Source organism: Niallia sp. FSL M8-0099 (genome assembly GCF_038006945.1).
GTDB classification, from domain to species: Bacteria; Bacillota; Bacilli; order Bacillales; family Cytobacillaceae; genus Niallia; species Niallia circulans.
In genome coordinates this window covers 1,414,008-1,435,719 of the sequence record NZ_JBBOWF010000001.1, presented here as the reverse complement: position 1 = coordinate 1,435,719, position 21,712 = coordinate 1,414,008, and the positions used below count along the sequence as shown (strand labels likewise).

20 protein-coding genes are annotated in these 21,712 nt (G+C 36.9%); 1 reads left to right on the top strand and 19 read right to left on the bottom strand.

Going from position 1 to position 21,712, the window contains the following annotated elements; all coding sequences use genetic code 11:
- From fapR to NSQ92_RS06645, 6 genes are all read right to left on the bottom strand, one after another.
- Window positions 1-564 (bottom strand): transcription factor FapR, encoded by a 564-nt coding sequence (fapR, locus tag NSQ92_RS06670; protein ID WP_047939965.1) that lies wholly within the window; start codon window positions 562-564, stop codon window positions 1-3.
- A 278-nt stretch (window positions 565-842) separates the two neighbouring features.
- Complete coding sequence (recG, locus tag NSQ92_RS06665) at window positions 843-2,891, bottom strand: ATP-dependent DNA helicase RecG (protein ID WP_061796734.1); 2,049 nt, start codon at window positions 2,889-2,891, stop codon at window positions 843-845.
- On the bottom strand, window positions 2,888-3,775 hold the full coding sequence (gene sdaAA / locus NSQ92_RS06660; RefSeq protein WP_047939963.1) for an L-serine ammonia-lyase, iron-sulfur-dependent, subunit alpha: 888 nt from the start codon (window positions 3,773-3,775) through the stop codon (window positions 2,888-2,890). The genes recG and sdaAA overlap by 4 nt, the downstream gene beginning before the upstream one ends.
- Window positions 3,776-3,789: 14 nt before the next feature.
- Entirely contained in the window at window positions 3,790-4,452 is a 663-nt protein-coding gene (gene sdaAB, locus NSQ92_RS06655) for an L-serine ammonia-lyase, iron-sulfur-dependent subunit beta (RefSeq protein WP_047939962.1), read from the bottom strand.
- A gap of 404 nt (window positions 4,453-4,856) precedes the next feature.
- Complete coding sequence (locus tag NSQ92_RS06650) at window positions 4,857-6,536, bottom strand: DAK2 domain-containing protein (RefSeq protein ID WP_341152494.1); 1,680 nt, start codon at window positions 6,534-6,536, stop codon at window positions 4,857-4,859.
- 16 nt (window positions 6,537-6,552) lie between these two features.
- Entirely contained in the window at window positions 6,553-6,915 is a 363-nt protein-coding gene (locus NSQ92_RS06645) for an Asp23/Gls24 family envelope stress response protein (protein WP_047939960.1), read from the bottom strand.
- Between the two features lie 383 nt (window positions 6,916-7,298).
- On the opposite strand from NSQ92_RS06645, the gene rpmB reads away from it, so the two are divergent.
- Window positions 7,299-7,487: a 50S ribosomal protein L28 gene (gene rpmB / locus NSQ92_RS06640; RefSeq protein ID WP_016201071.1), complete on the top strand. Its 189-nt coding sequence runs from the start codon at window positions 7,299-7,301 to the stop codon at window positions 7,485-7,487.
- Between the two features lie 149 nt (window positions 7,488-7,636).
- On the opposite strand, the gene spoVM is transcribed toward rpmB, so the two are convergent.
- The 13 genes from spoVM to NSQ92_RS06575 form a co-directional block, all read right to left on the bottom strand.
- Window positions 7,637-7,717 carry a stage V sporulation protein SpoVM gene (spoVM, locus tag NSQ92_RS06635; protein WP_016201070.1) on the bottom strand — a complete coding sequence of 27 codons (81 nt, stop codon included), beginning with the start codon at window positions 7,715-7,717 and terminating at the stop codon, window positions 7,637-7,639.
- An 89-nt stretch (window positions 7,718-7,806) separates the two neighbouring features.
- Window positions 7,807-8,451, bottom strand: a complete 645-nt coding sequence (locus tag NSQ92_RS06630; RefSeq protein ID WP_336044719.1) for a thiamine diphosphokinase — start codon at window positions 8,449-8,451, stop codon at window positions 7,807-7,809.
- Between the two features lie 301 nt (window positions 8,452-8,752).
- Window positions 8,753-9,634 (bottom strand): ribosome small subunit-dependent GTPase A, encoded by an 882-nt coding sequence (rsgA, locus tag NSQ92_RS06625; protein WP_047939958.1) that lies wholly within the window; start codon window positions 9,632-9,634, stop codon window positions 8,753-8,755.
- A gap of 138 nt (window positions 9,635-9,772) precedes the next feature.
- Entirely contained in the window at window positions 9,773-11,773 is a 2,001-nt protein-coding gene (pknB, locus tag NSQ92_RS06620; RefSeq protein WP_341152493.1) for a Stk1 family PASTA domain-containing Ser/Thr kinase, read from the bottom strand.
- Window positions 11,770-12,528, bottom strand: coding sequence for a Stp1/IreP family PP2C-type Ser/Thr phosphatase (locus tag NSQ92_RS06615; RefSeq protein ID WP_095257564.1), 759 nt, complete (start codon window positions 12,526-12,528; stop codon window positions 11,770-11,772). The genes pknB and NSQ92_RS06615 overlap by 4 nt, the downstream gene beginning before the upstream one ends.
- Before the next feature lie 6 nt (window positions 12,529-12,534).
- The gene (rlmN, locus tag NSQ92_RS06610; RefSeq protein ID WP_095257565.1) at window positions 12,535-13,632 is read right to left on the bottom strand and encodes a 23S rRNA (adenine(2503)-C(2))-methyltransferase RlmN; all 1,098 of its coding nucleotides are present in this window, start codon (window positions 13,630-13,632) and stop codon (window positions 12,535-12,537) included.
- Complete coding sequence (gene rsmB, locus NSQ92_RS06605) at window positions 13,629-14,981, bottom strand: 16S rRNA (cytosine(967)-C(5))-methyltransferase RsmB (protein ID WP_047939955.1); 1,353 nt, start codon at window positions 14,979-14,981, stop codon at window positions 13,629-13,631. Before rsmB ends, rlmN begins: the two co-directional genes overlap by 4 nt.
- Window positions 14,968-15,927: a methionyl-tRNA formyltransferase gene (fmt, locus tag NSQ92_RS06600; protein WP_095321277.1), complete on the bottom strand. Its 960-nt coding sequence runs from the start codon at window positions 15,925-15,927 to the stop codon at window positions 14,968-14,970. Before fmt ends, rsmB begins: the two co-directional genes overlap by 14 nt.
- Entirely contained in the window at window positions 15,920-16,408 is a 489-nt protein-coding gene (gene def / locus NSQ92_RS06595) for a peptide deformylase (RefSeq protein WP_047939953.1), read from the bottom strand. The genes fmt and def overlap by 8 nt, the downstream gene beginning before the upstream one ends.
- 422 nt (window positions 16,409-16,830) lie before the next feature.
- Window positions 16,831-18,666, bottom strand: coding sequence for a glycoside hydrolase family 2 protein (locus tag NSQ92_RS06590; RefSeq protein ID WP_341152492.1), 1,836 nt, complete (start codon window positions 18,664-18,666; stop codon window positions 16,831-16,833).
- A gap of 17 nt (window positions 18,667-18,683) precedes the next feature.
- On the bottom strand, window positions 18,684-20,426 hold the full coding sequence (locus NSQ92_RS06585) for a glycoside hydrolase family 2 protein (RefSeq protein WP_095321276.1): 1,743 nt from the start codon (window positions 20,424-20,426) through the stop codon (window positions 18,684-18,686).
- Window positions 20,426-20,863, bottom strand: a complete 438-nt coding sequence (locus NSQ92_RS06580; protein ID WP_047939950.1) for a hypothetical protein — start codon at window positions 20,861-20,863, stop codon at window positions 20,426-20,428. The genes NSQ92_RS06585 and NSQ92_RS06580 overlap by 1 nt, the downstream gene beginning before the upstream one ends.
- The gene (locus NSQ92_RS06575) at window positions 20,863-21,708 is read right to left on the bottom strand and encodes a carbohydrate ABC transporter permease (RefSeq protein ID WP_047939949.1); all 846 of its coding nucleotides are present in this window, start codon (window positions 21,706-21,708) and stop codon (window positions 20,863-20,865) included. Before NSQ92_RS06575 ends, NSQ92_RS06580 begins: the two co-directional genes overlap by 1 nt.
- Window positions 21,709-21,712 lie beyond the last annotated feature (4 nt).

The following is a 21,712-nucleotide window of genomic DNA, read 5'->3' as shown; positions in this document are numbered from 1 at the left end:
TTATCTTTTGGCACGGTACATATCAAATTCGCCTTTAAAAACTAATTCTGTGTTCACATAACTATTCACTTCTACTGTTGTTCTGCCGGTCATACTATCTATATGCTTTACTTTTGCTTTGGCAATAATTCGTTCACCTAATTTAACCGATCTCGTAAAGTGAATATTTGCTTTTGCTGTTAATGCTAGCTCATCGTTAATCAGGGCAACTGCAAGAGAATTCGCTTGTGCAAAAAGATGATGTCCCCTTGCAATGCCATTTCTTTTAAAAACATGCTCTTCTTTCACTTCAAAGATAGATATAGCTGAACTATCTAATTCCATATCGATTATTTCACCAATGACTTCTTCGATAGGCAATGCTTTCACTTCGTCTTCAAGTGATTGTTTGGCGACATTTTTAATGCGCTCTCTAAGCTCTGGAATGGATAGTTCTAACCGATCTAGTCTTATCGTCTGTACACTAACAGAGAATTTTTCCGCCAATTCCTCGTCTGTAATAAATGGAGTTTCCTTGATTGTCTCCACTAAAAGCTCTTGACGTTCTCTTTTGTTCCTCTTCATTTATTCACACCACCGCACTATTAAGACTAGGTACTAATAGTAGTATATAATTTATACAATGGGATTGCAAGCCGAAGTTTTGTTCTAACTACTGGTGAATAAAAACGTAAACCTTGAGCATGAATCCCCTGCCCTATCTTTTCGGCTCTACGATAAGGGGCTTTACTATTACTATGTTGTCTGTAGTGTATTCAAGCTAGTTTAGGCTTCTTATCTCTCTATAAAAAAGCAAGTCAAAATACTTACACTTGTTTTATTTACTAGAAAATATCTTGTGATTAATCTAGCTTTTCTCCGTTAAGGACCCCTGTTTCTTTTAAAGTATCTCTTAGCGCTTTGTAGTCATCATTTTGCCAGAATGCAGTTGACTCGATTAGGATAGCAGCGTCATTTCTGGCTGTTTCCAAGATGCGATAATCGTGTATCATATCACCCATTTTGAATTCAGGTAGACCACTTTGTTTTTTCCCAAAAAAATCTCCTGGTCCTCTTAATTCTAGATCCTTTTCACTTAACACGAACCCATCGCTCGTTTCCGTCATAATTTTCATTCGTTCTTTTCCAACATCTGTTTTGGGATCTGCGATTAATACACAGTAAGACTGAGCATCCCCTCGCCCTACTCTTCCTCTAAGCTGATGAAGCTGTGATAACCCAAAACGTTCTGCATCATATACGAGCATAAATGTCGCATTTGGTACATTAACTCCGACTTCAACAACCGTTGTACTTACAAGCACTTGGATTTCATTTTGGCTGAACTGTTTCATCATATTATCTTTCTCTTCTGGATGCAGTTTTCCGTGCATAAGCCCAACATTGTATCTGCCTTGGAAAAAGGTAGATAACATTGCATGCACATCGATTGCATTTTGAACATCCAGCTTTTCGGATTCCTCGATTAACGGACAAATTACATATGCTTGTCTTCCTTGATGAAGTTCTTTTTCCATAAACTGCAGGATTCTTGTTAACATATCATGCTTTACCCAATATGTTTCGATATTTTTTCGCCCTGCTGGCATTTCATCGATAATACTGACATCCATCTCACCAAATACCGTGATGGCAAGTGTTCGTGGAATTGGGGTCGCCGTCATAAACAGAACATCTGGATTTTCCCCCTTCTCCCGCAGTACTCTTCTTTGTTCCACACCAAAGCGGTGCTGTTCATCAGTAATGACTAATCCTAATGATTTGAATACTACATCATCTTGGATCAATGCATGTGTCCCTATCAAAATATCGATTTTTCCTTCTTTTAATTGGGCTAGTAATTCTTTTCTTTTTTTACCTTTAACAGAACTTGTTAACAAACCACATACTACTCCAAATTCTGAAAAAATCTGATGCAATGAATCTGCATGTTGCTCTGCCAGGATTTCTGTCGGTGCCATTAGCGCACCTTGGTTGCCAGAAAGGATCGAAGCATATAACACAATCGCAGCAACAATTGTTTTTCCTGATCCTACATCCCCTTGCAGTAAACGATTCATTCGCACCTCTGCTTTCATATCTGTGAGAATTTCGTTTACTACCCTTTTTTGAGCATTTGTCAACGGAAAAGGAAGTGCCTCGATGAAAGTGGTTAGTTTTTCAAGGGAATATTGCTGGCTTTTACCACCAGAATGTTCTCTTTCGTATTTTCTTAAGGCACTCATTTTTAATTGAAACAATAGAAATTCCTCATACACAAAACGTCTTCTAGCTTGCGTTAAATCCTCTCTCTTTTCAGGAAAATGGATAATCTTGAGTGCTTCCTTCCGGGGCAGCAAACGATATTTCGTTAACATTGAAGAAGGAAAATTCTCTTCGATTAATTCTCCATATTGATTTAAAGCAGTGGATATATATTTACGTAAATTTTTTACGGTCATATTCCCTTTTACAGCATAGACTGGTTCGAATAAATGCCCCTTTTGATTACTGCCAATTTGCAAATGGTTTGCTGTTATGGTTTGGCGGTGCTGATCCCATTTCCCTGTTACCGTAATCAATTCTTGCACAGCTAATTTACTTTTTAAATAGGGCTGGTTAAAAAATACAACCGTAATTAAGTACTGTTCGACTAATAGCTTTATTGTTAATCTAGATTTCTTTCTTCCATAAAAAATAAGGGAGGGTTCACTATGAACCTTCCCTTCTACCGTCACTTTTTCTTCATGCTTTATTTCTTCGAGGTTTTTCAGACGATAATCCTCATAGCGATAAGGAAAATATTCTAGCAAATCATTAATCTTATGAATATTCATTTCTTCTAACTGTTTTTTTGTTTCGGGTCCAACCCCTTTTAAATGTTCGACGGATAGTTGTAAAGACTCATTCACTTATTTGCGGCAGCTGCACTACCAAAGATTTCGGCTTCTAACCTGCGGCCTGTCGGTGTTGCTGCCAACCCTCCCCGTGCTGTTTCTTTAAGCGCTGTAGGCATTGCCTGACCAATGCGATACATGCTATCAATTACTTCATCACATGGTATACGACTTTTAATACCTGCCAAAGCCATATCAGCAGCAATCATCGCATTCGCTGCTCCCATTGCATTTCGTTTTACACAAGGAACTTCTACTAAGCCGGCAACTGGATCACAAACAAGACCGAGCATATTCTTTAACGTGATAGCCATCGCATGTGCTGATTGTTCTGGTGTTCCTCCTGCCATTTCTACAATTGCCGCTGCAGCCATTCCAGCAGCCGAGCCAACTTCCGCTTGGCATCCCCCTGCAGCACCTGAGATGGAGGCATTATTTGCCACAACAAAACCAAATGCACCAGACGTGAAAAGGAATGCAATCATTTGCTCTCTTGTAGGATTCAGTTTATTTTGTACAGCAAATAACGTACCAGGTACTACTCCTGCTGAACCTGCTGTTGGTGTTGCACATATCATTCCCATAGCAGCATTTACTTCATTTGTCGCAACAGCTTTACTTACTGCGTCTAGAATGATCTCTCCGGAAAGAAATTGACCTTTCTTAATATAGTTTTGGAGAAGCACCGCATCTCCACCAGTTAATCCAGAATGGGATACAACTCCATTTAACCCTCTTTCAACAGCTTGCTCCATTACCTGAAGATTCGTTTCCATTTGACCAATAATTTCTTGTCTTGTTTTTCCTGTTACTTGCATTTCTTGTTCTATCATTATTTCGGAAATCGGTAAATTTCTAGTCGTTGCTATTTCTACCAATTCTGCTACATTACGAAACATATTTACCCCTCCCTTTATTCCACGATTGTTGTAACTTTTTCAATTGAATCTAACTCTTCAAGCTCTTTTAAAATGGATTCTTCTATATTTTGATCGACCTCAATTGTCATTAAAGCCAGTTTTCCTTTTTCTTTACGACTAACTTCCATATGACCAATATTAATTTCGTATTTAGCCAATACATTGGCCACTTTCGCAATTGCACCAAATCGGTCATTATGAACAACTAATATCGCAGGATGATGACCAGAAAGCTTTAATTGGAAGCCATTTAACTCGGTGATTTCTATTTTCCCGCCGCCAATAGAAATACCAACTAGCTCCATTTCTCCGTCTTCATCCCCCAAATGAATTTTTGCTGTATTAGGATGTTCTGGGATCGCTTCTTCTATATGAAAGTTTACTTGGATTCCATGCTGTTCTGCAATTTCTAAGGAGTCTTTAATTCGCTCATCAAAGGTATCAAAATCAAGAATTCCCCCAATTATCGCTACATCTGTTCCATGGCCTTTATATGTTTCAGCAAATGAACCATAAAAATGAATGTTTATCCATTTTGGTTCTCTTTCAAAAAGGTTACGCGCCACTCTACCAATCCTTGCCGCACCTGCTGTATGGGAACTGGATGGACCAATCATGACTGGACCAATAATATCAAAAACGCTTTTAAATTTCATGGATTTGTCTCTCCTTAAATGGCCAAAAGTCAAAATGATATTTCTTTAACATAATACTGGGTATAAATTGATTACACTATATAATATCATACTATATTAATATATGGTTCTAATTCTTATTCTTCGATAGAAAATAGCTAATTTTGATTAGGAAAGTGTGAAGGGTTGAGGGGATATATCGAAGTTTTCTTCCTGCATAACTTTTGTTATCGTGCATCTGTTCCTTTTTTCTCTTCACTATACTTTAATAAGCACTGACACTTCCTCTCTGTTACCCATTGCATCTATTCCTCCTCAAAAAAAGGAACAAACAGCAGAATGACCCTCCCATTCCATCCACTATCCCCTTTAAAACACAAAAAGGCATGCCTCCATATATACAGGCACACCCTTTTAAAATACTATTATTCAATAGAAAAAATAAAGGAATACAGTGGTTGTTTTCCATCATGAACTTCTACTTCCACATCTTCAAAATTGTCTTCAATAAAAGATACAAGCGTTTCAACCTCTTCTTCCGTCGCTTCTTCTCCCTTAATTATCGTTACAATTTCTGAATCCTCATCAATCATGGATTTTAAAAGTTCCATTGCAGATTCTGTTTTATCTTTGCTTTTTACAATGATTTTTCCTTCTGCAAGTCCCATAAAGTCGCCTGTTTCAATCTCTAACCCATCAATACTTGTATCTCTGACTGCATACGTAATTTGACCAGTTTTCACATGTTCAAGCGCCGCTTTCATATTCTTCTCATTTGTTGCTAAATCACTAGAAGGATTAAAAGCAAGTAAAGCTGACATTCCTTGAGGAACCGTTTTAGAAGAGATAACCACAACCTCTTGTTCTAATACGTCAGCTGCTTGTTCTGCTGCCATAATAATATTTTTATTATTTGGTAAAATAAAGACCTTTTTCGCATTGATATGTTGTACAGCATTAACAATATCCTCCGTGCTTGGATTCATTGTTTGACCGCCCTCAATAACATAATGAGCACCGATACTTCTGAAAAGATCTGCAATTCCGCTTCCCATCGAAACTGTTACAATCCCATACTCTTTTTGTTCTTTCAGGGAATGAGCATTATTTACTTCCTCTTTTTCTGCTGCATCCACTAAGCTGCTATGCTGTTCACGCATATTTTCAATCTTCATTTTTACCAAATTACCGTATTTTTGTCCAAATGTTAATACTTCACCAGGCTGATTGGAGTGAATATGAATTTTCACAATTTCATCATCCGCAATTACAAGTAATGAATCCCCATATTTACTTAACGCTTGTCTGAAGTCATCTTCTGAAAACGGCTTATTCCCTAACTTTTCTTGCTCTAAACGAACCATAAATTCTGTGCAGTAGCCAAATTCAATATCCTCTGTATTGATATAACTGTGAACATTTTTATGATGTTCTGCATTTACCAATTCATTCATAGAAACAACATTTTGCACAGCGTCTGGAAGTTTTTCACCCTTTAGCTCTGCAAGAAACCCTTCATATACAAATACTAGACCTTGCCCACCACTATCAACGACGCCTACTTCTTTTAACACAGGCAGAAGTTCAGGTGTTCTGTTTAAAGAAGCTCTTGCTTCTTTTACTGTATCCTCCATGATAACAATGATATCATCATTTTTTTCGGCAGATTGAACCGCTTTCTTTGCAGCATCTTTTGCAACTGTAAGAATCGTTCCTTCTACCGGCTTCATTACTGCTTTATATGCTGTTTCCACACCGAATTGTAAGGCATCCGCAAATTCTTTTCCAGTTATCGTCTCTTTTTGCTCAATATGCTTAGAAAACCCTCGAAATAATTGAGAAAGAATAACCCCTGAATTCCCTCTGGCTCCCATTAATAAACCTCGCGATAATGAGGTTCCAACTTTACCGATATGTGATTGAATATTCTTTTGAACTTCCTTTGCACCTGAAGTCATCGATAAATTCATATTCGTTCCTGTATCTCCATCTGGCACTGGAAAGACATTTAACGCATCTACATATTTAGCATTAGAGGACAAATGGTTTGCTCCTTGTATTACCATTTCGGCAAATCGCTTTCCTTCTAAAACTGTAATTGACACTGTGTTTCCTCCTCTACTACGGGTTCGTCACACGAACTCCCTGAACGTAAATATTAACCGAGTCAACGGCAAGTCCAACTGTCTTATTGAGTGTGTATTTTACTTTTGATTGAACATTGTGCGCAACCTCGGAGATTTTCGTTCCGTAACTTACAATGATATACATATCAATATGTACTTCTTCTTCAACTTTTCGAACGATTACACCACGTGTAAAGTTTTCTTTTCGCAAAATATCTGTTAAACCGTCTTTAATTTGATTTTTCGACGCCATTCCAACGATACCGTAGCAGTCTACTGCTGCTCCACCTGCGATTGTAGCGATAACTTCTGTAGATATATCAATTTGTCCGAAATTCGTTTTTAGTTCAATGGACATGAGTTTTCCCCCTTTGGAATTGCTCCTTGACTACTGACATTTTACTATAACCAAAACTTTTTTGAAAGCTATAGTTAAAAAGCTTATTATTATTATATAACAAAATAACACTTCTATTAAAGCATTGGGATAAATTCAGAAAACAGCTACTTGTTTTACTATTCCCATAAAGTCTTGAGATAAACTGATCTGTTCAGTAAAGAAATACATGTCAAGGAAATTTTCTTGAAAGCTTTTCATCCAACTATTGCATTCATTTAAGTTGTATGATAAATTATTAAGGTATCTGTAACGAGGATTATTTAGCAGACTATAAGTAAATTGCTATCTATGACTTTTCAAACTCATTTTAATGGTTTTCTGTAATAAGGAGGGAAATATACATGCCACGTAAATGTGTTATCACTGGAAGAAAAACAACTACAGGTAATGCTCGTTCCCATGCAATGAACGCTAACAAACGTACTTGGGGAGCTAACCTTCAAAAGGTTCGTATTTTAGTAGACGGTAAACCTAAACGTGTTTGGGTTTCTGCTAGAGCATTAAGATCTGGTAAAGTAGAACGCGTTTAATCAGATCGCAATAAAAAAGGACATGTCACATGTCCTTTTTTATTTTGTCTCCAAACAACATTCAAAAGCGTATACATAAGTGAGTCTTCGAAGATCCCCGCCTCATAGTGAAAGGTTGTCTTTACTAAAAAAATTCGCAGAATCTTTCGTTAGTCCTTTTTGAAGGTTCCTAACATTGCTCGGACAAGTCCTCCTAAAAATTTCGGCAATTTAATGGTATAGAATCTCATGAATACTGTCCCTCCTTAATCAATAAACATCGCTAGCACTTCCATATCCTATTCAGATTAAATAAATTAGTACCATCATTTATCAGATTTTAATCACAACTTCTTATTACCATTAATATGCCTTCATCAAAGGAAAAAGTACCAGTTTCTCGAATTAGTTCATTACTAATGCACAATGTGCTGCTAGCAGGAAGATTTCTCCTTACTAAAGGGTATTTAAAACCTTCTAAAGATAGACCTACAATCTTTGTACTATATGGGAAAAATGAAATATATTTATATTCCTCCAGTTTTTTTACCGTATAAGACCCTGCTTGTACAACAGATACGCTGTTTTGTTTATCGATTATTTCTAGTTGAATCTTCTTATTGTCTAGCGCTTCTCGTAATAGCAGGTGAAGATTAGCTATTGTATGGTCGAGTCTCCCCCCTGTCGCACCAAATAACCGAATCGTCGTTGCACCTTCTTTAATAGCCCATAAAAGAGCAAGTTCCATGTCTGTTTCGTCTTTTTCTGGCTTAAAACGTTTAATAATACCTGTTTTTTCTTCCATCGCCTGCAGTTCTGTTTCCGAAATAGAATCAAAGTCACCAAAAGCTGCATAAATCGGCACGGATCTTTCGATTAAATACATAACCCCTCTATCCACACCAATCCAGCAAATATCTTTCGGATAGTTATCTAACTGAGGAATATACTGCTTTGGTCCTCCAGCCATAATATGAACAATCATGTTTCTCCTCCTCTTATTACTTTTCTATACAAAAATACAGATCCTTTTTTATATGCCTTTGTTTTCTTTATCTACGTTGATTACTAATCAATCCAGATAAAAGTCCAAACGGCTATATAGAAAGAATCTGCTTTAAGGCTGCAAATACAAAATAAGTAAAAGTCTATCTAAGTGTAATTCCAAGAATTCTATCGCTTTTAGGTGCATATGCCCGGTCTCCACATCTCTGTCCAAGCTCATGCAAATGGAATATAGAATTCTCTCCTATTCATAAAACGCTGTTTTTTTAACAATTCAGCAACTAATACTTCGGTTTTCGATCTCTAATTTCTTGTAAGAAATCTTTGTAGTGCTCATAACGATAAGTTGGAATTTGATTATTTTCTACCGCTTCTTTCACTGCGCATTTTGGTTCTGAAAGATGAAGACAGCCCCTAAACTTACAGTTTTCGCTTGTTTTTTCTATTTCAGGAAAACAATAATTCAAATCTTCTCCTTCAATTTCTAGAAACTCCAGTGAACTAAAACCTGGTGTATCTGCGACAAGTCCATCTCCAATTGAGATAAGCTCTACATGTCTTGTTGTATGCTTTCCTCTTCCTAAACTGGCAGAAATTTCATTTGTCTTTAAGTCTAAATCAGGTCTAATTACATTTAACAAAGAAGACTTTCCTACTCCCGATTGTCCGGCAAATACCGAAATCTTATCCTTTAAATAAGGCAATAGCTGTTCTATGCCCGCTTCGGTTTCAGAAGAGGTTAAAATGACAGGATACCCTACAGCTTCATATTGCGCTGCGTACTCCTTCATTTTTTCAACCTCCTCACTACTTGCTAAATCCATTTTTGTTATACAGATTACTGGGTCAATTCTATTGTATTCAATTAATACGAGAAAACGATCCAATAGCGCGGTGCTAAAATCTGGCTCCACACTAGAAAAGACAAGAATGGCTTGATCCACATTGGCAATCGGCGGTCTTACTAATTCATTTTTTCTTTCGTTCACTTCTAAAATATAGCCATCTGTTTCATTCTCTGCTTGAAAAACGACTTCATCGCCTACTAAAGGGGTTATCTTGTTTTTTCGAAATACACCTCTACCGCGACACTGTATTAATTGACCCTCACTTAATACATAATAAAATCCACTTAACGCTTTAATAATTTTGCCTTTAGGCATAAATATAACGCTCCTTACTTACTTTCGCTCACTAATAAAAGTTCTAGTATGTTTCTAAAAACTATTTTAAAACCGACAGCTTATTAGAAAATACCTACTTAAAGAGCATTCCCTCTCTTGCTAAATTCAAACCAATTACTAGTTAGGATAAGGAACCTCTTCATCAAGGATGACTACACTGTCAATCTGCACTCGATAATATCCTTTTTGCCCTTCAGGAATTTGCAGATAGATTGTCTTTTTAGTATTTTCGGTAATCGTAAATGTTTCAGCTGGTTCTGTCATACTATTATTAAAATCACCAATATATATTCTTACTGTTTGTTCGACTGGCTTCCCATCGGCAGTCATTTCAGTCGGTTCATATGGAATCGATATTTCTCTCATTACTTCTTTCGGTTGTACTTCTTTTTTTCCTTTAGAAAGAACAACAGTAATTCCAGCACCTTTTTTCAAATTAGTACGAGGTTCAGGCGTTTGGGAAATGACTAGACCTTTTTCCACTGTGTCACTATATTCTTCCTTAAAAGTTACCGTTAAACCAGCATCGTCCACATAGTCATTTACTTCTTTTTTCGTATAATCTGATAAATCTTTGACACTAATTAACTGCGCACCTTTACTTATTGTAAATTCTAATGAAGTTTCACTTGGTACTACTTCCTCTTTTGGCTTAATATTTTGTTCTAATATTGTTCCTGGTTCACTATCATCAAAAACTTCGATAGGATCAATATCTTTAAAATCGAATCCTTCTGATTCTAATAGTTTAACAACATCATCATATTTTCTTCCTACATAATCACTTAACACGACCGTCTCTTTTCCAAGACTTTCATAGATCGTAATTTCTGTCCCTTCTCTTCGCGCGCTGCCTGCACTAGGACTTGTTTTAATAACATGACCTTTTTCTACATCATCACTATTTAAGGTAATAGTATCAGACACTACAAAGCCTTTTTCTTCTAGCGTTGTCTTTGCTTTATCTAATTCTAAACCAGTGACATCAGGAACCACTATATCTTCTGGAGCAAGTAAATCTGGCAGAAAAAATATTACTAGTCCCATTATTAATAGCAAGGCGATAAAGGTTGAAATAATAATGGCAGCAATTTTCTTTCCCTTTTTCTTAGCTTTCTTCTTTTTCTCTTTCTTTACTGGGGCTTCCTTTACCAATGTGTTTCCTTGATCTTCTTTTTCATTTGTATGAACAATCGTCTCATCAAAATTTTTATATAAACCATCATTTGTAATGACCGGAATTGCTTTTGTAGCTTCGTCATCAACGGGTATTGCAAACTTGGGTTCGTCTATTCTCTCTAAATCTAAAGCTGTTTGCAAATCCTCTGACATTTCTTCCATACTATTATATCGATAAAAAGGATCTTTCGCAGTAGCTTTTAAGACGATATTCTCCACACTTTGCGGGATGGCTTCGTTCCATCTTCTAACACTAGGCGTTTCAGACTGCAAATGTTTTAAAGCAATCGAAACAGCTGATTCGCCAGAAAAAGGCAATCTCCCTGTTAATAATTCAAACATTACAATCCCAAGAGAATAAATGTCAGATTTTTTATTCGCCATTCCACCACGAGCTTGTTCAGGAGATAAATAATGAACAGAACCTAACACAGAATTTGTTTGCGTGATGCTTGTCGCACTTAATGCCATTGCAATTCCAAAATCGGTTACTTTTACTTTTCCTTCTTTATCTATTAAAATATTATGCGGTTTTATATCGCGATGGATAATATTATTTTGATGCGCATGCGCGATTGCAGATGTTATTTGCTGCATAATTGCGATAACTGTCTCTACAGAAAGTGGTGAATTTTTATGTATGTATTGTTTCAGTGTATCGCCTTCCACATATTCCATAACAATATAATAGATGTCTCCTTCTTCTCCAACATCATATATATTGACGACATTCGGATGAGCTAAGCTTGTAGCTGATTGCGCTTCGCGATGAAATCGTTTAATAAACTCCTCATCATTGACAAAATCGAGTCTTAGCATCTTCACTGCTACATCTCGATCTAAAATCATGTCATGCGCAAGGTAGACATTTGCCATTCCACCTCCGCCAATCATCTCTAAGACTTTATAACGGCCACTTATTCTTTTTCCAATCATCATTGCCCTTCACCTGCTTGATGACCATCCCCATACTCCAAAATAACGACCGTAATATTATCTTCTCCACCATTTATATTGGCAGTTTCGATTAACGTAGAAGCCTTCTCTTCTAATGTAATCTCTTTTTCAAGAATCTCTTTAATTTGTTGATCCGTTACTTTGTTAGATAGTCCATCAGAACAAATAAATATGATGTCTCCTTCTTCAAACATAATGGTCATCACATCAATATTTAACTGCGCATCTGTTCCAAGTGCTCTCAAGACGACATTTTTTCTGGGATGATGCTCTGCATCCTCTTTCGATATCTGGCCCATACGAACTAATTCATTTACTAAGGAATGATCTTCTGTAATTTGTTTAAAGCCATCTTCATTATAAAGATAGCATCTGCTGTCTCCCACATGAGCAATCGTCGAAAAATTTTCTGTACTGATTACCCCTATAATGGTGGTACCCATGCCTTCACATTCTGGATGGGTGGAAGCATAATCGAAAACATATTGATTGACCTCTAAAATATTGGATTCCAACCAGTTTTCTGCCTCATCTGCTGTTTTAATTTCCTCTACCATTGTCCAAAGTTCTGTCAGTTTCTCAACAGTGAGTGAGCTTGCAACATCACCTGCACGGTGTCCACCCATGCCATCAGCTACGATGGCAAGGCGTTGACCGCTTTTATTTCTAATAATTGCTCCACTATCCTCATTATGTTGTCTAACTTTCCCCTTATCAGTCATAAAAATTTGACTCAAAGGTGATCACCTCGTCTCTTCTTTTCTCTCCTTCGCACGAAGCTGTCCACATGCAGCATCGATATCTGAACCTTGCTCACGGCGGATTGTTACATTTACTCCATGTTTCTTTAATGTTTTTTCAAATAAAAAGATTTGATCCTTCGGTGTTCTTACATAATCTCTTTCTGGTACATAGTTAACAGGAATTAAGTTTACGTGACACTTGATTCCTTTCACAAGCTCAGCTAACTCTTCCGCATGCTCTACTTGATCATTTACGTTGCCAAATAAACCATACTCAAAACTTACACGTCTACCTGTTTTATCCACATAGTAGCGGATAGCTTCAATTAAATCAGGTAATTTATACGCTCTGTTAATTGGCATTAGTCTGCTTCTTAACTCTGTGTTTGGCGCGTGCAGGGAAACCGCAAAATTAATTTGCATATTTTGATCCGCAAATTCATAAATTTTCGGGATAATCCCACTGGTTGACACAGTGATATGTCTTGCTCCAATATTTAATGCTTGTTCATGGTTAATAATTTTTAGGAAACTTAACATACTAGTAAAGTTATCAAATGGTTCCCCAATTCCCATAATAACAACTGAACTTACACGTTCGCCCAATTCATCTAATGCCTGTTGTACTTTTACGACTTGTGCAACGATTTCTCCTGCTTCTAAATTTCTTTTTAATCCACCTAATGTAGAAGCACAGAAAGTACAGCCGATTCGACAGCCGACTTGGGTTGTTACACAAACAGAATTACCATAATCATGACGCATTAAAACTGTTTCAATGGAATAGCCATCATGTAATTCAAATAAAAATTTAATTGTCCCATCATTTGATGTTTGCTGAATAAGCGTATTTAATGTTGTAATTGTAAAATTTTCCTGAAGCATTAAACGTAAATTTTTCGATAAGTTAGACATATCTTCAAAAGAGGTTACTCTCTTTTTATATAGCCATTCAAAAATTTGATCCGCACGAAACGCCTTTTCATTATGCGCTGTCAACCAATCCTTTAGTGCTTGCAATTCCATTGAGTATATCGAGGGAATAGCTGGTTCTGCCTTTTGTCTTCTTCTTGATGATGTTTTTACTTGTTCCATCATTGCACCTTCTTTCTTAATGCTGCAATATAAAAGCCATCTGAGCCAAAATATTGCGGTAATATCTGTAATTCATTTCCTTCTGCGTAATTCTTTACATCTTGTGGCAGACGATCCGCCAATGTTCTATCTCTCTCAAACTGCGTATTAACAGCTAAGAATTTCTCCACCACTTCTTCATTCTCTGCTGTATCAATGGTACATGTACTATATACTAATATTCCACCTTTTTTTAAAAGCGGGGAAACAGAAGCTAGTAAATCCAATTGAATTTTCTGCAGCCGATCTACATCAGCTTCTGTTTTTGTATATTTCATATCTGGCTTTCTTCTCATTACACCAAACCCTGAACATGGTGCATCTAACAGAATTCGATCAAAGCTTTCTTTCTCCAAGCTGCTGTCCAGCTTTCTTGAATCCATTGCCTTTGTTTCAATCGTTGGTAAATCTAAGCGATCTGCATTTTGCTTAATCAACTTTACTTTATGATCATGAAGATCAATAGAAAGAATGTTGCCGTCCTTATTCATCTTCTCTGCAATATGAGTAGATTTACCACCTGGAGCTGCACAAGCATCCAATACGGAATATGGTTTGTCTAAATCTAGTGCATAAGCAACAATCATCGAGCTTTCATCTTGAATCGTCAGCAGCCCTTTTTCAAAAGCAGATGAATGAGCGATATTTCCCTTTAAAACTTTAATCCCTTCTGGAATTACCTCACTTGCTTCTACTTGAAATCCTTCTTCTGTTAAAAGTTCTATACATTCCGTTACAGAAACCTTTGTTGTATTAACCCTTGCTGTTTGCATCGGTGCAGTTAGATTGATTTCGCACATTTTTTTCGCTTCTTCTACACCAAGCTGCTCGACCCATCTTTTTACAAGCCAACTAGGATGACTTGTTTCAATGGAAAGTCGTTCTATTTCATCTTTAATCTCATTAAAGGATGGCAATCCTTGTCTTAGCATATTTCTTAGTACAGCATTTACAAAGCCGCTTATTCCTTTGTGGCCTCTCTTTTTAGCAATTTCTACCGCTTCATTTATTGCAGCATGATCTGGAATACGATCTAAATAAACGATTTGATAGACAGTCATCTGCAGAAGAATATAAACCCATTCCTCTATTTTCTTTCCTTTATTAAGGAAAGGACGCAGATAAAATTCCAGAGTCATTTTTCTTTGCAGCGTTCCATAAACAATTTCTGTTAACAAACCGATATCTTTAGAAGGAATCTCATTTTTCTTAATCGTCGTATTTAGCAATAAGTTACTATACGCTTGATTTTTTTGAATGGTTTCCAAAATATCTAATGCTGCTTCTCGCACATTTTTTCTAGTTTTCTTCATTCGTAACTCCTAATATCTCATTTACTTGCATTTTACTGCCAGCCCCGCGTAAGAATTGGCTGATGTCCATTTTCTTCTTGCCCGCTGGTTGTACTTCTGTTAATTGAATGTATGTGTCATTACCTGTTGCCACAATTGGACCATGATCTGTTATGTCGACAATTGTTCCAGGAGAGGCATCTCTCTTTTTCGCCACTTTCTTACCTGCCCATACTTTCATCACTTTCCCTTGATAAAGAGTGAAAGCTACTGGCCAAGGATTTAAACCACGAATTTTATTATAAATTTCTTCTCCAGAAACAGACCAGTCAATTAGTTCGTCCGTCCGCTTAAGATTTGGAGCAAATGTTGCCTCCTCATCCTTTTGCGGAATCGGCGTAATTTCTCCTGCTAACAGTTTAGGCAAAGTTTCTGCTAATAAATCACTTCCAACACGACTTAATTTATCATGAAGTGTTCCTACTGTATCTTCTTCTTCAATTTCCACTTCCGCCACTGAAATAATATCACCAGCATCTAGCTTCTCCGCCATATACATAATGGTAATACCGGTTTTTTCTTTCCCTTGTAAAATACTGTAGTGAATTGGCGCTCCGCCTCTTAATTCAGGAAGCAAGGATGCATGAACATTCACACAGCCGAATTTTGGTGCATCTAATAGCTCTTTTGGCAAAATTTGACCGAACGCAGCAGTCACAATAATATCCGGGTTCAAAGAGATAATAGCTTTCAGCTCGTCTGATTGACGAATCTTCTCTGGTTGATAGACAGGGATATCATGTTTTAGAGCTTCTACCTTTACTGGCGGCGGGGTTAACACCTTTTTTCTGCCCACAGGACGATCAGGCTGTGTCACAACCGCAATTACTTCATACTTTTCTTCTAATAATCTTTGTAATACAGGAACAGAAAAATCCGGGGTACCCATAAATACAACTTTAGTCATTTGCTTCCACTCCTTCTAGCTCATCTTCCTCTAGATAGCGAATTACCTTTGATGTAAATAGTACTCCATCTAAATGGTCCATTTCATGTAAAATCGCTCTTGCTAAATATTCTTCAGCTTCTATTATATATTTTTTTCCTTTTCTATTTTGCGCCTCTACTTTAATAGACAATGGCCTTTCGACGTCTCCGAATAATCCCGGGAAACTTAAACATCCTTCGGGACCAACTTGAGAGCCATTCACTTCTAATAATTTGGGATTAATTAATTCCAGTGTACCCATATCATCATCAATATCTACTACAGCAATGCGCTTTGATATACCAATTTGTGGAGCAGCTAGTCCAACTCCGTCAAATTCAATCATTGTATCATACATATCGTTTAATAATTTTGCTAATTTTTTATCAAAGACTGTAACTTCCGCGCATGGTGTTTCTAACACCGGATCCGGGTACATTACAATTTGTTTTACTGCCACATTATTTCCTCCAAACATTAAGAGAGATAGTCGATTAAAGGTTTGCTCTTATTAATCGAAGACGGTCTTGCCATCATTGTTCAGACAAACAGCCTATGCTAAAACTCATTCCTTTTTGTATTTTATCAAACCCTGCTACTAAATAGCTATGTATTCCTTTTGGAAATTAATTCGTACGTTGCTTTATTTTTGGGCGGAAAAAATAAAAACCCATGTCAGGAAACTCAGGATAACTTGAAACCATCCATCATTTTCGCTGTCATGAGCCTTGAACATTTTAACATATTACTGTTGATAAGTATAGTTTGGAACAAATTAGTTTTTAAACATGGCTATATTTAAAACGATAAAAAATCCGTGTTAGAAAGTAACTATTATCTAATAACTAACTTTGAGATTGTTTGCCTTTACAGATTATTTATTTAGTTTATGCCTCCATTCATCCTCTTCCCGTTAGTAGCCAATCGCTCGGGAAAGAAGAGATTATTCAATTCTTTAATTTTGGATAAATCACATTTTGGAATACGATTATACGTTAAAATCCCATTAATTTCTTGCTCAACATCTGTCAGCTGCGTATAGCAATAGCCCCATAGTCCCTTCGATTGAAAGATTGCTTCCATGATTTTGCGGTATTCTGTTATATAATCATCCGCAGTTTCGACAGAAGTGTAGCCCCAACCGCTTTGTTCCCCCATCTTAAAGGCAATGCCCCCGAATTCTGTTAACAGAATTGGTTCTCCTTGGTGGGAGTGGTTCTCAGCATACACTTCCCATTTGCTATGAGCATGTGTAAGTAAATTTTCAACAGAAGATATAGACTCTTTGAAGTATTGATACTTTGCTTTTTCATCAGCATTTCCATGACCGTAATTATGAATCGCACAAATATCTGTAACTGTTGCTTCCCAGCCATCATTAGAGATAACCAGACGAGTATCATCAATGGCATGGAGCATGTGATACATGGTTGTAGAGAAATGCTGTTGTTTTTTATCATGATGAATATCCGGAATACCCCAGCTTTCATTTAAGGGAACCCAAGTAACGATAGAAGGGTGATTATAGTCACGGTCGACTATTTCCATCCATTCCTTCATTAATCTTGTTGCTGCTTCTTTTGTATAAACAGGAGCTGATGCACATTCTCCCCACACTAGAAAACCTAATGTATCTGCATAATACATGAAGAGAGGATCTTCTGTTTTTTGATGCTTTCTGCATCCATTGAATCCCATTTCTTTCGCTAATTCTATATCTTTTTTTAAATCTTCTGCTTCCGGAGCTGTCAAAAGTCCCTCTGGCCAATAACCTTGATCAAGGACCAGTTTTTGATAGTATGGTTTATTGTTTAAATAAACCATACCATTTTCTGTATGGACTTTTCGATAGCCGAAATAAGATTGCACTTTATCTAAAACGGTTCCTTTTTCATCACAAAGTTCGATAGATACGTCAAATAAATTAGGGTGTTCTGGTGACCAAGTATAGCCGCTATCGTGAAAATTGGTGCGAAAAATTTTATTTTGAATAATATCAACCGCGCGTTTTTCTGCAAGACTATTCATTTTAATTTGATCTTCCGCAATTAAAATGTTCTTAAAACTTATTTTGTATTTCACATAATAATTCGCTCTTGATATTTCTGCTTCTTTATTTAAAACAAAATCCATCCAGACGACACCGCGGTCTAGATCAGGAGTAAATCGAACTTTTTCCAGATAATCATTATTTACTTGTTCCACCCAGACCGTCTGCCAAATCCCTGTAGAATTCGTATACCAAATCGCCCTTGGTTCCTCTTCCCAGAACTGCTTCCCTCGTGGAATGGTTTCATCATTGATAGGATCGTAGACTTTAACAGTAATACTTTGGTTTTCGTCTAATAAATAATTCGAAATATCAAATGAGAATGAAGTATGCCCGCCTTCATGGTCTCCCACAAATTTTCCGTTCACGTATACCTTGCAATAGTAATCTACCGCACCAAAATGCAAGATTGTTCGTTTATCTGCGTATTTAGGAATCACTACTTCTTTCTTATACCAAACATATTCATGAATGGTTCTTTCCCCAATTCCACTTAACTTAGATTGGTAAACAAACGGTACTTGTATTTCTTTATCCAGTGTTTCTTTATTAAAATATTGCTCCTGTTCCCCTACATTCTTATCATCAAACTGAAATTGCCAAGTTCCATTTAAGTTAATCCACTGGTCACGCACGAACTGCGGGCGGGGATATTCTTGTCTCGTCATCTTATACACTCCTATGATTATAATCTTCGGGTATTTACTTGTCTTACTTTCTCAACAGAAACTTTTGGCTTCCGATCGATTGTAAGCAAGCCATTTACTTCTTGTTGGACATCGGTTAGTTGTGTATAACAATAACCACATACGTATTCTAAATCCTGAACTGCATGGTGAATGTCTTCAAAACGTTTAAAGAACGCTTCTTCATCCTTCACTTGATTCCCATAGCCCCAACCTTCCTCTGTTTGAAAAGCAATTCCGCCAAACTCAGAAATAAGGATTGGCTGACCTTTATACGGATAACCCTCTGCAAAAGCATAGAAACCTTTATTGAACTGGATACCATTAGACATTAACTTGTCGCTGTCTTTATATCTACTAGCAAGCAGCGCTCCATACTCCTCATAGTCATGCAATGTGATAATATCAGAAATAGTATGTTCCCAGCCGTCATTTGTGATAACAGGGCGATTACAATCATATGCTTTAGTTAAATGATAGATACTTTCCGTAAAAGCTTGTTGCTGCTTATCATGATGGATATCGCCAATGCCCCACGATTCATTAAATGGCACCCATGTAATCACACTCGGATGGTTGTAATTTTGCTTCACAATTTCCAGCCATTCATGGGTAAAATTGCGGACTGCTTTGTCACTAAAGCCATACGTCGAACCAACTTCCAGCCAGACAAGAAGCCCTTTCTTATCTGCTAAATATAGAAATCTACTGTCTTCTACTTTTTGATGCTTACGAACTCCGTTATATCCCAATGCTAATATTTTATCGATATCTTCTTCCAACGCTGCAACACTTGGTGGTGTTAAATCTGATTCTTCCCAGTAGCCTTGATCCAAAATTAAGCGTTGATATAACTCTCTATTATTAAGAAGAATTCTATTTCCTTCAATAGATATCTTGCGCATACCAAAATAAGATTGAATTTCATCCAGTAATTCATCATGGTGGTACAATTTAAGCGTCAAATCATATAAATTAGGGTTTTCTGGACTCCATACTTTCATTGTCCATGGATCCAGTCTTTCTAATACACTTCCAGTAAGGGACGCTACATTATCAATTATATTAGCTGTTAATTCATTGATTACTTTATCGTCAAATTGGATGGATGCCACTATTTTATAGCCATCTGCCGTTAGCGGAATTCCTTTTGTTTCTACTTCAATCGCTACTTGTTGGGCATCAAATAATGGTGTAATTTTCGCATGATTTAAGTAGGATTCATTTACATATTCCAACCAAACGGATTTCCATATTCCCGTTGTCTGAACATACCAGCAGCCAAAATTTTCATCATGCCAGCGTTGTTTTCCTCTCGGTTGTGCACAATCCTTTGAATCTTTGACTTTAACAGTTAGTTTATTCTCTCCAGTTGTTACAAAGTCAGTTACATCCACAGAAAAACCATGGTAACCTCCTTGATGGATCGTGGCAAGATTCCCGTTTACATAGATAAAAGCCTCATAATCTACTCCTTCAAAATGGACAATTGGATGCTTCTTTGTATCATCAATTACGATTGTTCTTTCATACCATACTGTTTCATGATGTTCTTGTTGATTGATGCCGCTTGCTTTCGTCTCATAAGTAAACGGCACATTGATGGTTTGGCTTTCTGGAAAAGAGTCATACCATCTCTCTTTGTCTCCCACTTTTTTATCATCAAACGCAAATTTCCATTTTCCATCTAAAGAAACCCATTCCGCTCTGCGAAACTGAGGATTTGGATGAAGTACATTCATTAATTTATACCTCCGACTCGATTATTTGTTGTCCTATTTATTTTTCGAATAGATTTATTTTTTGCTAAAACTAAAATACCCGCTGACATACATAAAACTAGACTGATAATATCCATGATGATATAGGATAATGCTCCACATACAAACAGCCATACGGCAACCTTTACATGAACTTGATCATCTATCATATATTTCTTGGCACAGACTAAATTTATTAACCCCAGACCAATTAATAAAGCCCCAAACATGCCAATGAATATATAGACACTTCCAACATAAGATTCCATCGCTTTCATATAGACAAAAGCCGAGTCCTCCGCAAGCCTTGCACCTTCGACCTTTTTTAGTGTTCCATATAACAGGATCGTAATAAGACCATCGATGATTTGCCAAACGCCTACTATTCTCACTAAATTCCTTTCTAGTTTTCTATTCATTATCCTTTCACTCCAGCTGATAAGGACATTGATTCCAAGAAGTATTTCTGTGCGAATAGGTACAAGATAAAAGTGGGAATTATCGCAACCAATGCGCCTGCCATTAATAAGGTTGGCTGTGCTTGATACATCCCCTGCAATAGCTGCAGACCCGGTGTGATCGGCATTTTTTCAATATCATTAAAAACAATCGATGGCCATAAAAAATCATTCCATGATCCCGTAAAGGAAAATAAGGCAACAACAAGGAGAACCGGTTTGATCAAAGGCAAGATTACTTTTCCTAAAATTTGAAAATCACTAGCCCCATCCATACGAGCAGCTTCATCAAATTCTAGAGGAATATTATTCATAAATTGTCTAACTAAAAAGATATTAAATACACCTGCTGCACCTGGAACAATCATCGCAATCGGAGAATTCACCCAGCCGAGAACGTCGATGATTTTATAAAGAGGAATAAGATTTACTACACCAGGAAACATCATCGTTGCCATTAAAAAGGCAAACAAACCGTGTTTCCCTCTAAAATTCAATCTGCTAAAAGCGAAGGCTGATAATGTCACCACAATTAATACTAATAATGTGTGTGACACAGAAATAACAACTGAATTTGTAAACCAACGAACCAATGGTGTACTTGTATTATCAACTAATAAAGTAGTGTAATTTGTCAGTACCCATTCAATGGGAAGAAATTTAAAGCCCACTGTTTGTAGTTCTATCTCTGATTTAAAGGAGGTTACAACTCCCCATAATAAAGGAATAATCCAAATCACAGCCATGATAAGCAAAAAGGCAAACCCGATTATTTTAGGTAGTGGATTGATTCTTTTACTGCTCATACTC

What these genes read in the sequence shown, in the direction of transcription:
- fapR (WP_047939965.1), bottom strand. Translation starts at nt 564, where the DNA reads ATGAAGAGGAACAAAAGAGAACGTCAAGAGCTTTTAGTGGAGACAATC.
- sdaAA (WP_047939963.1), bottom strand. Translation starts at nt 3,775, where the DNA reads ATGTTTCGTAATGTAGCAGAATTGGTAGAAATAGCAACGACTAGAAAT.
- sdaAB (WP_047939962.1), bottom strand. Translation starts at nt 4,452, where the DNA reads ATGAAATTTAAAAGCGTTTTTGATATTATTGGTCCAGTCATGATTGGT.
- NSQ92_RS06645 (WP_047939960.1), bottom strand. Translation starts at nt 6,915, where the DNA reads ATGTCCATTGAACTAAAAACGAATTTCGGACAAATTGATATATCTACA.
- rpmB (WP_016201071.1), top strand. Translation starts at nt 7,299, where the DNA reads ATGCCACGTAAATGTGTTATCACTGGAAGAAAAACAACTACAGGTAAT.
- spoVM (WP_016201070.1), bottom strand. Translation starts at nt 7,717, where the DNA reads ATGAGATTCTATACCATTAAATTGCCGAAATTTTTAGGAGGACTTGTC.
- NSQ92_RS06630 (WP_336044719.1), bottom strand. Translation starts at nt 8,451, where the DNA reads ATGATTGTTCATATTATGGCTGGAGGACCAAAGCAGTATATTCCTCAG.
- rsgA (WP_047939958.1), bottom strand. Translation starts at nt 9,634, where the DNA reads ATGCCTAAAGGCAAAATTATTAAAGCGTTAAGTGGATTTTATTATGTA.
- pknB (WP_341152493.1), bottom strand. Translation starts at nt 11,773, where the DNA reads ATGATGATTGGAAAAAGAATAAGTGGCCGTTATAAAGTCTTAGAGATG.
- rlmN (WP_095257565.1), bottom strand. Translation starts at nt 13,632, where the DNA reads ATGATGGAACAAGTAAAAACATCATCAAGAAGAAGACAAAAGGCAGAA.
- rsmB (WP_047939955.1), bottom strand. Translation starts at nt 14,981, where the DNA reads ATGAAGAAAACTAGAAAAAATGTGCGAGAAGCAGCATTAGATATTTTG.
- fmt (WP_095321277.1), bottom strand. Translation starts at nt 15,927, where the DNA reads ATGACTAAAGTTGTATTTATGGGTACCCCGGATTTTTCTGTTCCTGTA.
- NSQ92_RS06590 (WP_341152492.1), bottom strand. Translation starts at nt 18,666, where the DNA reads ATGACGAGACAAGAATATCCCCGCCCGCAGTTCGTGCGTGACCAGTGG.
- NSQ92_RS06585 (WP_095321276.1), bottom strand. Translation starts at nt 20,426, where the DNA reads ATGAATGTACTTCATCCAAATCCTCAGTTTCGCAGAGCGGAATGGGTT.
- NSQ92_RS06580 (WP_047939950.1), bottom strand. Translation starts at nt 20,863, where the DNA reads ATGAATAGAAAACTAGAAAGGAATTTAGTGAGAATAGTAGGCGTTTGG.
- NSQ92_RS06575 (WP_047939949.1), bottom strand. Translation starts at nt 21,708, where the DNA reads ATGAGCAGTAAAAGAATCAATCCACTACCTAAAATAATCGGGTTTGCC.